General features: G+C 62.1%; 15 protein-coding genes and 1 riboswitch. Of the genes, 7 read left to right on the forward strand and 8 right to left on the reverse strand.

Features of this window, described 5'->3' with window-relative positions; all coding sequences use genetic code 11:
* Positions 1 to 56 precede the first annotated feature (56 nt).
* Positions 57 to 1,070: an SDR family oxidoreductase gene (locus K4O48_RS16720; protein WP_222909494.1), complete on the forward strand. Its 1,014-nt coding sequence runs from the start codon at positions 57 to 59 to the stop codon at positions 1,068 to 1,070.
* Here the strand turns inward: K4O48_RS16720 and K4O48_RS16725 are convergent.
* Complete coding sequence (locus K4O48_RS16725) at positions 1,067 to 1,684, reverse strand: cation transporter (protein WP_222909495.1); 618 nt, start codon at positions 1,682 to 1,684, stop codon at positions 1,067 to 1,069. The two genes, K4O48_RS16720 and K4O48_RS16725, sit on opposite strands and share 4 nt — an antisense overlap.
* A 100-nt stretch (positions 1,685 to 1,784) precedes the next feature.
* Between K4O48_RS16725 and K4O48_RS16730 the strand changes: the two genes are divergently transcribed.
* From K4O48_RS16730 to K4O48_RS16755, 6 genes are all read left to right on the forward strand, one after another.
* Positions 1,785 to 2,210, forward strand: coding sequence for a Cd(II)/Pb(II)-responsive transcriptional regulator (locus tag K4O48_RS16730; RefSeq protein WP_222909496.1), 426 nt, complete (start codon positions 1,785 to 1,787; stop codon positions 2,208 to 2,210).
* Between the two features lie 131 nt (positions 2,211 to 2,341).
* Positions 2,342 to 3,112, forward strand: a complete 771-nt coding sequence (locus K4O48_RS16735; protein ID WP_222909497.1) for a sulfite exporter TauE/SafE family protein — start codon at positions 2,342 to 2,344, stop codon at positions 3,110 to 3,112.
* Positions 3,113 to 3,205: 93 nt separating this feature from the next.
* Positions 3,206 to 3,448 carry an exodeoxyribonuclease VII small subunit gene (locus K4O48_RS16740; protein ID WP_222909498.1) on the forward strand — a complete coding sequence of 81 codons (243 nt, stop codon included), beginning with the start codon at positions 3,206 to 3,208 and terminating at the stop codon, positions 3,446 to 3,448.
* Entirely contained in the window at positions 3,445 to 4,332 is an 888-nt protein-coding gene (locus tag K4O48_RS16745) for a polyprenyl synthetase family protein (protein WP_222909499.1), read from the forward strand. Before K4O48_RS16740 ends, K4O48_RS16745 begins: the two co-directional genes overlap by 4 nt.
* 120 nt (positions 4,333 to 4,452) lie before the next feature.
* The gene (gene dxs, locus K4O48_RS16750; RefSeq protein ID WP_222909500.1) at positions 4,453 to 6,342 is read left to right on the forward strand and encodes a 1-deoxy-D-xylulose-5-phosphate synthase; all 1,890 of its coding nucleotides are present in this window, start codon (positions 4,453 to 4,455) and stop codon (positions 6,340 to 6,342) included.
* Between the two features lie 186 nt (positions 6,343 to 6,528).
* Positions 6,529 to 6,743: riboswitch (cobalamin riboswitch) on the forward strand.
* 96 nt (positions 6,744 to 6,839) lie between these two features.
* The gene (locus K4O48_RS16755; protein ID WP_222909501.1) at positions 6,840 to 8,705 is read left to right on the forward strand and encodes a TonB-dependent receptor domain-containing protein; all 1,866 of its coding nucleotides are present in this window, start codon (positions 6,840 to 6,842) and stop codon (positions 8,703 to 8,705) included.
* Positions 8,706 to 8,727: 22 nt separating this feature from the next.
* On the opposite strand, the gene K4O48_RS16760 is transcribed toward K4O48_RS16755, so the two are convergent.
* From K4O48_RS16760 to nusB, 7 genes are all read right to left on the reverse strand, one after another.
* Positions 8,728 to 9,528, reverse strand: coding sequence for a cobalamin-binding protein (locus K4O48_RS16760; protein WP_222909502.1), 801 nt, complete (start codon positions 9,526 to 9,528; stop codon positions 8,728 to 8,730).
* Positions 9,525 to 9,944: a hypothetical protein gene (locus tag K4O48_RS16765; protein ID WP_222909503.1), complete on the reverse strand. Its 420-nt coding sequence runs from the start codon at positions 9,942 to 9,944 to the stop codon at positions 9,525 to 9,527. Before K4O48_RS16765 ends, K4O48_RS16760 begins: the two co-directional genes overlap by 4 nt.
* The gene (gene ribA, locus K4O48_RS16770) at positions 9,941 to 10,558 is read right to left on the reverse strand and encodes a GTP cyclohydrolase II (RefSeq protein WP_222909504.1); all 618 of its coding nucleotides are present in this window, start codon (positions 10,556 to 10,558) and stop codon (positions 9,941 to 9,943) included. Before ribA ends, K4O48_RS16765 begins: the two co-directional genes overlap by 4 nt.
* 118 nt (positions 10,559 to 10,676) lie before the next feature.
* Positions 10,677 to 11,324 (reverse strand): TIGR02281 family clan AA aspartic protease, encoded by a 648-nt coding sequence (locus K4O48_RS16775; protein WP_222909505.1) that lies wholly within the window; start codon positions 11,322 to 11,324, stop codon positions 10,677 to 10,679.
* A gap of 86 nt (positions 11,325 to 11,410) precedes the next feature.
* Positions 11,411 to 11,911, reverse strand: a complete 501-nt coding sequence (locus K4O48_RS16780; RefSeq protein ID WP_222909506.1) for a phosphatidylglycerophosphatase A — start codon at positions 11,909 to 11,911, stop codon at positions 11,411 to 11,413.
* A 35-nt stretch (positions 11,912 to 11,946) separates the two neighbouring features.
* Positions 11,947 to 12,906, reverse strand: coding sequence for a thiamine-phosphate kinase (thiL, locus tag K4O48_RS16785; protein WP_409518903.1), 960 nt, complete (start codon positions 12,904 to 12,906; stop codon positions 11,947 to 11,949).
* Between the two features lie 14 nt (positions 12,907 to 12,920).
* Positions 12,921 to 13,400 carry a transcription antitermination factor NusB gene (gene nusB / locus K4O48_RS16790; protein WP_409518954.1) on the reverse strand — a complete coding sequence of 160 codons (480 nt, stop codon included), beginning with the start codon at positions 13,398 to 13,400 and terminating at the stop codon, positions 12,921 to 12,923.

Consider the following 13,400-nt stretch of genomic DNA (forward strand, 5'->3'; position numbering starts at 1 on the left):
CATTGCCATGTGATACGGCCGGCGACACAACCTTCGAACCCGCAAGGAGTCCAGACATGACCGACCGCCAACCCATCGCCGTGATTTGCGGCGGCACCGCGGGCGTGGGACGCGCCACGGCGCACGAATTCGCTAAGGCGGGCTATCGCGTGGCGGTCATTGCCCGGGGACAGCAGGGCTTGTCGGATACCCGCCAAGAACTGGAAGCGATAGGTGCCACGGCGCTGGCAATCGCAGCGGACGTCGCGGATGCCGACGCCATCGATCAGGCGGCCGATCGCATCGAGGCCGAACTGGGGTCCATCGACGTCTGGGTCAATGCAGCGATGGCCACAGTGTTCGGGCCAGTGGAGACGATAACCGCCGCTGAATACAAGCGCGTGACCGACGTGACCTATCTGGGTTTCGTCCATGGCACGCTGGCTGCGCTGCGGCATATGCGGCCACGTGATCGCGGCACCATCGTGCAGGTCGGCTCGGCGCTCGCCTATCGGGCCATTCCGCTGCAATCAGCCTATTGCGCGGCGAAGTTTGCGATTCGCGGTTTCACTGATTCGGTGCGTTGCGAGCTGATCCACGCCCAGAGCCGGGTTCGCCTGACGATGGTGCAGTTACCCGCACACAACACACCGCAGTTCGACTGGTCACGCAACAAGATGTCCCGGCGGCCGCAGCCCGTACCGCCGATCCATACGCCGGAGGTGGCCGCAAGGGCCATCCTGCGCGCCGCAACACAAGCGCCAAGAGAGCTGTGGCTGGGAAGCGCATCGCTTAAGGCAATCATCGGCAACATGTTCATGCCAGGTCTGCTTGATCGGATGCTGGCCAAGCAGGCCTGGAGCGGACAGTTGACGGACGACACGGCCAACCCGGACCAGCCAGATAACCTGTTCGAACCGGTGCACGGCTTGCATCGCACCGATGGCCGCTTCGATGACCAGGTGAAGGACAGCGCTATCGCCTTGAGCAGCGAAACCGTTGGCAAACTGGCCGTCGCCGGGCTGGCAGCGGCCACCATCGGCGCGGTGGCGCTGGTCGCATCGCTCGCTTCGGGACGCGACAGGCGCTAACCCGCCGCTCGCAACTCCTGCCGCGCCTGGCGCACAACCGAGTAACCGGCGGTCAATGCCAGCCCGGCCATGATCAACGCCACGATAAAGTCTGGCCAGCCTGAGCCAGTGCCGAAAACGCCGGCCGCCGCGATCATCACGGCGATATTGCCCAACGCGTCGTTGCGACTGCAGAGCCAGACCGAACGCATGTTCGAGTCGCCCTCGCGAAACGCATAAAGCATCAGCGCGACGACGACATTGGCGACCAGCGCCAGCGCGCCGATAACGCCCATGGTCAGCGGCTCTGGAACCACGCCTGCATAAATCGCCCAGCCCGCCCTCGCCAGAACGAATACACCGAACGCGAGCATGGACACGCCCTTCACCAGCGCCGCGCGGGAGCGCCAGATCGCGCCCATGGACAGCACCGTCAGGGTGATCGCGTAGTTGGCCGCATCGCCGGCGAAATCAATCGCGTCGGCCAGCAGCGAGACCGACCCGGACCGCAACCCGCTGACGATTTCGACGATGAACATGACCAGATTGATCGCCAGCGCGACCCATAGCGCTTTGCGAAAGCCTGGGCTGACCACTGGCGTTGAACAGCCCGAATCACAGCATCTCGAGGACATGGCGCGTCTCCTGAACTATATTCCGGCAACATTTCACACCCTGGAGTGGCTCCAGGGTCAAGCCCGTTCTTTCGGTGTCGACCGTCTAAGAGGATTCATCATGCGTATCGGGGAGCTGAGCTCGGCGGCAGGCGTTGATGTAGAGACAATTCGCTATTACGAGAAAGTCGGCCTGATGCCCGCCGCGGAACGAGGTGCCAACGGTTACCGATCCTATTCAGCCCAGCAGCTGGCGCAGCTGGTGTTTATCCGGCATTGCCGTGCACTCGATATCGGATTGGCCGACATTCGCCGGCTGCTCGAATTCTCGAACCATCCGGATGCCAGCTGCGGCGACATCAACCTGCTGATCGACCAGCAGCTCGAGCGCGTCCGCGCCCGGCTCGAAAGCCTTCACGCGCTGGAGCAACAACTGCAGGCGCTGCGCAGCTGCTGCGCCGGCAATCGACCGATGCAGGGCTGCGGCATCCTCAACGAACTCACCAGCACGCGCCTGGACGAGACCGGACAGCTTTCCAACCCCTAGGGCGTGCTCAGATTCGACCGTGCACCGCACTGCGCGGCTGTACGGCGCCCACCTTAGTCATAGATTGCAGCTGCGCTTGGCGAAGCGCGGCGGCGGAGATAATCTGCGTCCTTTTGCCGCGAGCCGCCTCGATGCCTCTGTTCGACATGTTGTTGCTCATCGCTGCCGGTTTCGCTGCCGGCGGCATGAATGCCCTGGCGGGTGGCGGCACCTTTTTCTCGTTCCCGGCGCTGCTGGCCACCGGTCTGCCACCGGTCACGGCCAACGCGACCAATGCGGTGGCGCTCTGGCCCGCCAGCCTTGCGGGCGCCTGGGCCGCGCGCTCAGCGTTAAGGCCACTGGGGCGTTATCTGATTCCATTGCTGCTGGCAGGATTGATTGGCGGGCTGCTCGGCGGATTGCTGCTGCTCGCCAGCGGTGATGACGTGTTCAGTCTGCTGATTCCGTGGCTGCTGCTCGTCGCCACGGCATTGTTCACCGCCAGTCCCTGGCTGAGCCGCTGGCTAGCCGCCCACCGCAAGGACGACAGCGCGATCCCCCCGCATGCGCCGGCCTCACTGGCCGCACATGCCTTGGTGTCAATCTATGGCGGGTATTTCGGGGCGGGAATGGGCATTCTGCAGTTAGCGGCGTTCTCTATCGAAGGACATCAACTGGTTCGCGCCAACGCGCTGAAGAACCTGATCTCCGCAGTCATTTATAGCGTCGCAACCGCCACGTTCCTCATTGCCGGCCGTGTAAGCCTGTACGAGCTGGCGATCCTGCTGATTGGCACCACGCTTGGTGGGTATGCCGGCGGTGCGCTGAGCAAAAAGTTGCCAGCCACCTGGTTGCGCACCTTCGTCATCGTCGTGGGCAGCAGCATGACGATCTACTACTTCCAGGCCATATACTGGCGTTGATCGGCGCCTAGCCCGTGCGGTTTATGGCTTCTACCGCCCAGCTCTGCTAGTGTCGCGCCCGTTTCAGAGCAGCCGCAGACAATAGGTTTCGCCATGGCCCGCAAGAAAGTCGCCCTCGATTTCGAACAATCCCTCGCCGAGTTGCAACAGTTGGTCGAACGCCTGGAAAGCGGCGAGCTGTCGCTGGAAGATTCGCTGACCTGCTTCGAGCAAGGCATCGGTCTGACCCGTGATTGCCAGGCCGCGCTGAGCCAGGCCGAGCAGAAGGTGCAGATACTGCTCGAGCGTGACGGCAAGCTGCAGGAAGCCCCGTTCGAAGCGGATCCCGACGCATGATCAGGGACTATCAGCAACGTTGCCAAACGCGCGTCGACAGCTGCCTCGATTCGCTATTCATCCCGCCCCACCCACAGCTTGAACGCCTGTATCAGGCCATGCGCTACAGCGTCATGAACGGCGGCAAACGCGTGCGGCCACTGTTGGTCTATGCCGCGTGTGAGGCGCTCGGAGGCGAGAGTGACCAGGCCGACGGCGCTGCATGTGCAGTCGAGTTGATTCACGCCTATTCGCTCGTCCATGACGACCTGCCCGCAATGGACGATGACGACTTACGCCGCGGCCAGCCCACCACTCACAAAGCGTTCGACGAAGCGTGCGCCATCTTGGCTGGCGACGGCCTGCAAAGCCTGGCCTTCGAAGCGCTGGCAACCGAGGCGCATAACCCACGAGACCCAGCGCTGCGCCTGGAAATGTTCAGCAGCCTTGCACGCGCGGCGGGTCCGGCGGGCATGGTCGGCGGGCAGGCAATTGACCTGGGATCGGTCGGCTGCAAGCTGGACCGTAGTGCGCTGGAGCTAATGCACCGGCATAAAACCGGGGCGCTGATCGAGGCCAGCGTGCGGCTTGGCGCCCTGGCCAGCGGCCGCGCCGATACCGACACGCTTGCCGCCCTGCAGCGCTATGCGCACGCCATCGGCCTGGCCTTCCAAGTGCAGGATGACATCCTCGACGTGGAGAGCGACACCGTCACGCTGGGCAAGCATCAGGGCGCTGACATCGCTCGCGACAAGCCCACCTATCCGGCACTACTGGGTATGGACGCGGCCAAGGCCTACGCACTCGAGCTACGCGATACGGCACTCGAAGCCGTCGCGCCCTTTGCTACCGCGGCCGAACCGCTGCGCCAGATGGCTTGTTTTATTGTCGAGCGCCGCAACTGAACCCTGAGAAATTGAGCCGTCTAGCAAGGCATTGACGATGACCGTTGATGCCAGGGTCATTCTTCTCGCTGTAACCATCGGGTAAACTGCGCCTCTTTTTCAGCCAAAACGATCCGCCCGATGCCCAAGACGTTCCATGAGATTCCTCGGGTCCGCCCTGCAACGCCCGTTCTAGATCGCGCGGGCACTCCCGAGCAGCTGCGCCGTCTGGGCGAAGCGGAACTTGAAGAACTCGCCAACGAACTGCGGCAGGACCTGCTGTATAGCGTCGGCCGGACCGGCGGGCACTTCGGCGCCGGCCTCGGCGTGATTGAGCTGACCATCGCCTTGCACTATGTCTACGACACGCCGAAGGACCGGCTGGTCTGGGATGTCGGTCATCAGGCCTACCCACACAAGATTCTCACCGGGCGGCGCGAACGCATGGAGAGCCTGCGCCAGAAGGATGGCCTTGCCGCCTTTCCACGTCGCAGCGAGAGCGAGTACGACACCTTCGGCGTCGGCCATTCCAGCACCTCCATCAGCGCGGCGCTGGGCATGGCCATCGCTGCTCGCCTGCAGGGAAAGAAACGCAAGTCGATTGCCGTCATTGGTGACGGTGCACTGACCGCCGGCATGGCCTTCGAAGCCTTGAATCACGCGCCCGAAGTGGGCGCCGACATGCTGATCGTGCTTAACGACAACGACATGTCGATCTCGCGCAACGTCGGCGGCCTGTCCAATTACCTGGCCAAGATTCTCTCCAGCCGCACCTATTCCAGCATGCGTGAAGGCAGCAAGAAGGTCCTTTCACGACTGCCCGGCGCCTGGGAAATCGCCCGCCGCACCGAAGAATACGCCAAAGGCATGCTGGTTCCCGGCACGCTGTTCGAGGAGCTTGGCTGGAATTACATCGGCCCCATCGACGGTCACGATCTGCCCACCCTGATCGCGACACTGCGCAACATGCGCGACCTTCCCGGACCGCAATTCCTGCACGTGGTCACCAAGAAAGGAAAAGGTTTCGCCCCGGCGGAAGTGGATCCAATTACCTGGCACGCCATCAGCAAACTTGAGCCTGCCGGCGGGCCAGTCGCCCCGAAAGCACCCAGCGGTCCGAAATACTCGAATGTGTTCGGCCGATGGTTATGCGACATGGCGGCCGCCGATTCCCGGCTTACCGGCATCACACCGGCGATGAAGGAAGGCTCGGACCTGATCGACTTCAGCGAGCGTTATCCGGACCGTTATTTCGACGTGGCCATTGCCGAACAGCATGCGGTCACCCTGGCGGCCGGCATGGCCTGCGAGGGCGCCAAGCCGGTGGTCGCGATCTACTCGACCTTCCTGCAGCGCGCTTACGATCAGTTGATCCATGACGTCGCGGTGCAGAATCTCGATGTGCTGTTTGCCATCGATCGCGCCGGCCTGGTCGGCGAGGATGGGCCAACCCACGCCGGGAGCTTCGATCTTTCCTACCTGCGCTGCATTCCCGGGATGCTAGTGATGACGCCGAGCGACGAGAACGAGATGCGTCGCATGCTGACCACCGGCTATCACTTCGAAGGCCCTGCCGCGGTGCGATACCCGCGCGGTACCGGCCCGAATGCATCCATTGAACCCGGCCTCGTTCCGCTGGAGATCGGCAAGGGCGTCGTCCGCCGCGAGGGCAGCAACGTCGCGCTGCTGGTGTTCGGCGTCCAGCTGGCCGACGCCCTGCGTGTCGGCGAAGCGCTCGACGCCACGGTTGTCGATATGCGATTCGTTAAACCGTTGGACCAAGCGCTGGTTCGCCAGATGGCTAACAGCCACGAGCTGCTGGTGACGATCGAAGAGAACAGCATCATGGGCGGTGCCGGCAGTGCAGTAAGTGAATACCTTGCTGCCGAGAACCTGCAGAAGCCGATCCTTCATCTGGGCCTGCCTGACTATTACGTCGAGCATGCCAAGCCCAGCGAGATGCTCAACGAATGTGGGCTCGATGCGGCCGGTATCGAAGCGGCAATCCGAACGCGACTGGCTCAGATCTAACGTTCAAACGGGTGGGTACCACGCGGCTATCGAGCAGCATGCTCCCGTTCATCGCTGTGGCGGATGCGCGCGGGCCGTTGCACCTCACCCGCTCCGGGCGCATCTAGCCCGCCATTCTGACCGCAACATTCTTCTGCAACCACGGGCTTTGCTTGTTTTTCTTCCGAGCAGCCCTTAAGGTTCCCGCGATTTCTTATCCGCCCAGGTGTGCACGACCGCAAGGTCCGCATTAAACGGGAAGCCGGTGCGCTCCAACGAGCAAGGCCGGCGCTGCCCCCGCAACGGTAATCGACCGTGATCGCACGATCACCGCCCGCTCAACCGCCACTGTGCTTAGCATGGGAAGGCGAGCGAGGTGCGAGTCGAAAGCCCGGAGACCGGCCTGGCGGATTCGACTGGTGTTGCGGAGGGCAGCACCGTCAAGCGCTGCTGCCCGTCATCCCCGCGCTTGTTCCTGCCCTCCTCAAAAGTCTGCGATCTTTTGAGGAATTCCAAGAATGAAACTGTCCCGACTTGCGCTGGCCGTGGCGCTGCTGCCGAGTGTGCAGGTGTTTGCTACTGAGCTGACACGTGAAGAAGCGTTGAAACTGTCCGATACGGTGGTTTCCGCGAACCGCGAACCGCAACGCCGCAGCCAGACCCCGGCCGCCACTACCGTCTTCAACCGAGACGATATCGAGCGGTTGCAGGTGCGCAGCGTTGCCGAACTGCTGGAGCGTGTGCCGGGCGTAAGCATCGCCCGTACCGGCGGAGCGGGAAGCCTTACCAGCCTGTTCGTGCGCGGAACCGCCAGCACCCAGACCCTGGTTCTGGTCGACGGTCAGCGTATCGCCGCTGCGTCAAGCGGCACCAACAGCCTCGAATTTCTCAGCCGCGATCAGATCGAACGGATCGAAGTCGTACGCGGCCCGCGGTCTGCGCTGTATGGCTCGGATGCCATCGGCGGGGTGGTGCAGATCTTCACTCGCCAAGGCAGCGGTCAGGAGCTTGCACCAGAGGTCCGCTTCGGCGCGGGAAGCAACGGCACCTTCGAGCGCAGCCTGAGCCTCTCCGGGGGTAATGGCCAAACTCGTTTTAACCTTGGCGCTGGGCTGGATGAAACTCAAGGTATCGACGCGACGCGCGATAGCTTCGGCGCCAATGGAGATGACGACGGCTACCGCAATCGCTCGCTCAGCCTGAACCTTGCGCACCGTTTTAATGATCAGCTTGAGGCGGGTGTCAGCGCGCTGGATCAGCGAGGCGAACTTGAGTTCGACGACACGTTCGACGGCTTTCAGCCAACAGTAGATTTTCAGCTGAGCAGCATCGCCGGGTTCGTGGACGCTGAACTCAATGATGTCTGGAACAGCCGCTTCGAGGTCGGACACAGCGAGGATAAGCGAGACACCGGAAACGACAGCCCACTGGCTCCCCCCTATTTGTTCTTCAGCTACTCGACCTATCGTGACTCGGCCAGCTGGGTAAACACGCTTCAGCTCGACCCGACTCATCAGTTATTGCTCGGTGCCGATTGGCATGAGGACCAGCTGCACAGTTCGAGCGACTTTGCCCAGGATTCACGTTGGAACCAGGCAGCCTTCATCCAGCACCGCTATACCGGCAACGCGTTCTCGACGGAGATTGGGCTGCGCCACGACAAGAACGAACAGTACGGCAGTGAGAACACTTGGAACGCGGCGCTTACCGTACCGCTGGATACCCGCAATAACGTGGTCGTTTCCTACAGCGAGGGCTTCCGCGCCCCGACGTTCAACGAACTTTATGACTCGTGGTACGGGAATCCCGACCTCGCGCCCGAAAAATCCAAGAGCTACGAGCTGCAATGGCGCAACCGCTATAGCGAAAGCGGCTCGCTGGAATTGTCGCTGTACCGCACTGACATTGAGGACGCCATCGTCTCGGACGCCTTCTGGATTCCTCAGAATGTCCAGACCGCGCGGATCAATGGCCTGGAGGCCACTCTCCGGCAGGACGCGTTCGGCTGGCAGACCAGCCTCGCTGCCGGCCTCATCGACCCACGCGATCGCGATAGCGGTCATACACTCGCCCGTCGCGCCAAGCGCACGCTGAGCCTGGACCTGGACCGTCAGCTTGGCGCGTTTTCGATAGGCGCCGGCTTGAGAGCCGTCAGCGGTCGCTATGACGACGCGGACAACGACATCGAAATGGGTGGATATGGTCTGGTAGGGCTACGCGGCAGCTGGCATGCCAATCAGGAATTAAAGCTCGACTTGAAGCTGGATAACCTATTCGACAAGGACTATGCCGAAGCGACCTACAGCACCGCCAACGGACGCTACGGCTACAACACCGAAGGCCGCACCGCGCTGTTCGCCGTCACCTGGACTCCCTCGCTGTAATCGCGTCTACCGGCGCGCCCGCTCAGGGCGCTGCCGCCATCACGTCGCAGAGCTTCCCGATCGCATCAAGCATCTGGAAGCTCGGACGCTCCAGTCCCGTGTCGGGCACTTCCCATAATTGATCCTTACGTACGGCAGCCAGCTGCGGCCATTTTTTCCATTCCGCGAGCTGCGCACCGCTGCCGGCGAGGATTACATCGGGGTTACGTGCAAGCACCGACTCGATACTGACCTGAGGTGCCGGCAGGCTTAGGTCGGCGAAAACGTTGCGCCCGCCACAGACCTCGATCGCCTCACTGATGATCTGCCGACCGCCAAGGGTATACAGCGGCCGATTCCAAATCTGATAGAACACGGCCAACGGCTGGTCGCGCTGATAGCGGCGCCGCAACTGATCCAACCCCTGCTTGAATCGTCGCGCCAGTTTCTCACCCTGCTCAGCATGACCGACCCGCTCGCCGATCAGGGCAAACTGCTCGGCCAATTGGTCCAGCGAAGCCGGTTGCGCCACCAGTACCGGGATACCGAACTGCGCAAGTTGATCACGTTGTGCCCGGCTGATGCTGTCAGGCCAAAGCAGTACCAGCGTCGGCCGCAAGGCCAGGAGACCTTCGATTTCCAGCTGACCGATGCGCCCCACGGAAGGTAAGGTCGCCAACGCCTCTGGCCGCTCTCCGCCGTCAATCACACCAACCAGCAGATCGGACGCGTCCAGTTCGACCATGATTTCACTGAGCGAAGGCGCCAGACTGACCACCCGCTCCGTCGCCGAGAGCAGCGGCGACATCAACAGCGCGACGAGCAGCAGAAACCCGCGCGTCATTTCAGCTGGCGCGGAACGCGGTAGAGCATCAGGAGTGTCAGGCTGCCGGTTACCAGCAGCAGTTGCGCAACGGGCTCGAGCCCAAGCGGTGCAGCTATCGCCGCCAGCCAAGCCGGTAACGCGGCGGTTCGCAAAGCTCGCAGCCGGATCGCGCGCAACACCGCCCACGCCGCCGGTTCTGCGTCGCTGCGCAAATCCTTTTCGGTGGCGATCAAGGCATGCTTGTAGGCGGTGAATCGGGGCAGGCTCAGGAACAGCATGCCAAGACCGGTGATAAACAACGGCAGGGCAAGATACTCGCCAAAGCGTCCTGACCATTCGGGGAGTTGGCCGACCGCCAGCACCGGCGCGACCATCAACAGCAGATAGACCCAACCATCGCGAGTCAGTTGGTCACGAGTAGCCGTGCAACTCACGACTGTTCGGCTTCGCCTTGGTGAATTTCGCCTAGCATGTGGCCAAGCTTGCCGGCCTTGGTAGCGAGGTACTTCTTGTTGTGTGGGTTATGCGCGATTTCCAGCGGCATCCGCTGAGCGACACGGATACCGAAACCCTGCAGTGCTTTGACCTTGCGCGGGTTGTTGGTCATCAGCTTGATTTCGGCAATCCCCAAATGCTCCAGCATGGGGAGGCAGATCGCGTAATCGCGCATGTCAGGTGCGAAGCCGAGGCGTTCATTGGCTTCCACCGTGTCAGCGCCAGCATCCTGCAACTCATAGGCGCGGATCTTGTTCAGCAGCCCGATACCGCGCCCTTCCTGCCGCAGATACAGCAGCGCCCCACGTCCCTCTTCCGAGATTGCGCGCAGCGCAGCTTCAAGCTGAAAGCCACAATCGCAGCGCAAACTGAACAGCGCATCGCCAGTCAGGCATTCGGAGTGGAGGCGACCCAGCACGGGCTTGCCGTCGGCCACGTCACCCAAGGTGAGTACGACATGTTCCTTGCCAGTGTCCTGATCGAGAAACCCATGCATGGTGAACACACCGAACGGCGTCGGCAGTTTGGAAGCGGCGACGAACACGACAGACACCGGAGAAACTCCAGAAGGCAGAAAAGCGGATATTGTAACAGCAGTCCTGCGGTGAGCTGTATCGGAACATGCCCGGCCTGTAAGCGTCCCGGATGTTCGTCGCGACGCCGGAGTTGGGCTAGATCTTCGATTCCAACTTCAAGACACCTTGATCTTCACGCCAACTGACCCGACCCAGAAAGCTCATCCCAAGCAAGGCTTCAGAGGGTGAGCTTCCCTCCACAACGACAGCATCGACACCCAGCACATCAATCGCGCCCACCTTGACGCTATTGAGGTTGACCTTCCAGGCCTTGGCCGTGCCACTTGCCGTGCTCACGACGATCTGCCGACCATCGACCCGGTAATCAATCCCCAAACGCCGCGCCTGAATCTCGTTGATTGCCACCGACGTGGCGCCAGTATCGACAAGAAACTGCACGGGCTGCCCGTCGATCGAACCGGCCACCCAGTAATGACCACCCTGACCTTGGGCGATGCTCAACTGCCGACGTTCGGGCTCGGCGAAACCGCTACTGAGCTCGCGACTCAGACCGTAGCGCCGCTCGACGCCATCGACCCGTAGCAGCGCGCCCTTCGCGTCGGCGCTGACCACTTCGACCCCGCCCGGACCCGTCTGGCCAACTCGGACCAGCTTGCGTTGACCGTCCACATTCAATACAGCCGCGCCAGGAAACAAACCCACCACCTGAACCCGTGGCGCAGCCGTTGCGGTGACGCAAAGGAGTGAGAGGGAGGCGGCAAGCAACAGATTAACGGAGCGCATCAGTGCGTCATCCTTGAAAACGAGGCAGATCGGCATTCTTCCACGGGCGCCTTGTTGATACAGCGATCAGCCGCACAGCGTGCGCGTCACCCTAGCCATATCACCGACAGATGCACCAGGCCGCAGGCGGCAAAACCCGCCAGGATGTCGTCCAACATGATGCCAAGCCCTCCATGGACCTGCCGGTCGACCCAGCTGATCGGCCAGGGCTTGAGGATATCCAGCAGGCGAAACACGACGAAACCGAGCAGCAACCAGTACCAGCCTGTGGGAACCAACCAGAAGGTGATCCAGATGCCGGCAAACTCGTCCCAGACGATCCCTTCATGATCATGCACGCCCAGGTCTTGCGCGACCTTGCCGCACAGCCAGATACCGAACAGCATGCTCGCGACGATGAGCACGCCGTATCCCCAGCCCGGCAGCATCTGCCACAGCGGCACGAAGGCCAGCGCTACCAGAGAACCCCAGGTACCCGGCGCTTTCGGCAAGGTGCCGGAGCCGAAACCAAAGGCCAGGTTGTGCCATGGATTACTCCACACCGAATGAGGGATCGGTTCAGCGGCAGGCTGCAGGGAATCGGTCAAACGGTTGTCCTCTTGTTCTAGTCGAGCGGCACGGCTCAGCTGGTGAAGTGGTTGTAGCCTCGATGAGCGATATTCAAAGAGTTGCCATCGGCATCGACCAGCCGAACGCCCTCACCCGCCTCTACATGGCCAATTATGTGAACTGGCCATCCTTCGGATTGCATGGTCGATAACGCATCGGCCGGTAAGGTAAATGCCAGAAGGTAGTCATCCCCTCCCCCCAAGCCGCATTGCAGGGCCTGTTCAGCCCCGGCGAAACGCAGCAGCGAGTCGGACAGAGGCACCCGGGATTGCTCGATTGCCAGCGAAACAGAGGATGCAGTAGCTATGTGGGTGCAATCGGCCAACAAGCCATCGGAGATGTCCAAGGCTGCGGTTGCCTTGCCACGCAGCGCCTGGCCGAGCGCGAGTTGGGGTTGCGGCGTCCAGTAGCGCCCTAGCAGCGTTGCCGCCTCGACGGTGTCCGCGTCCCGCTCGCCAAGCACGATCGGTAAAGCCCCGGCCGCATCGCCCAGCGCTCCACCGACACAGAGCAGATCACCTGGTTGCGCACCGCTGCGCAACAACGCCTCGCCTACAGGCACGCGCCCGAAGACCGTCAGGGTCATGCTCAGCGGGCCGCGCGTAGTGTCGCCGCCGATCAGAGACATGGCGCAGCCCGCCGCCATCGCATCGAGGCCACGGGCAAACTCGGCCAGCCAGCCGGAATCGACGGAAGGAATCGTCAGCGCCAAGGTAAAGCCGATGGGCGTAGCGCCCATACCGGCAAGATCACTGGTCGACACAGCCAATGCACGCTGACCGAGCAGGTAGGGATCGCTTGGCTCGGGGAAATGCACTCCCGCGACCAGCGTGTCGGTGGAGACCACCAACTGCTCGCCAACCGGAACGGTCAGCAAGGCGCAATCATCACCGATGCCCAACACGACATCGCCGCCAACCCTGGCACAAGCGGCGGCGGCGAAGTAGTGGCGGATCAGCTCGAACTCACCCATCAGTTCAAACAGGCTCAGCGCTTGTGAGCGCTGACCTCGGCACTGCGCAGGCTGGGTGCCAGTTTGTCTAGCACGCCGTTGACGAACTTGTGCCCATCAGTGGCACCGAACACCTTGGCCAGCTCGATGCCTTCGTTGATCACAACGCGATAAGGCACATCGATCCGCTGCATCAGCTCGTAGGTAGACAGGCGTAGAATCGCCAGCTCTACCGGGTCGAGCTCGTCCAGCGGGCGATCGAGATGCGGCACGATGGCGCCATCTACTTCAGTTTTGGCACGCGCCACACCGGTCAACAGCTCATGAAAGTAGTTGCCGTCGACGCCGGAGAAATCGTTGTCGACGCGAAACTGCGCCTCGATTTCGTTCAGGCTCTGACCTGCCATGTGCCACTGATACAAGGCCTGCATGGCCAGGCTACGCGCGACACGGCGTGTCGCGATCTTGCCCTTGGCCTTGGGCTGTGGGGCATCCTGGCTGTCGTCGTGATTCAG

Source organism: Pseudomonas sp. DNDY-54 (assembly GCF_019880365.1).
Taxonomy (GTDB): Bacteria; Pseudomonadota; Gammaproteobacteria; order Pseudomonadales; family Pseudomonadaceae; genus Stutzerimonas; species Stutzerimonas stutzeri_P.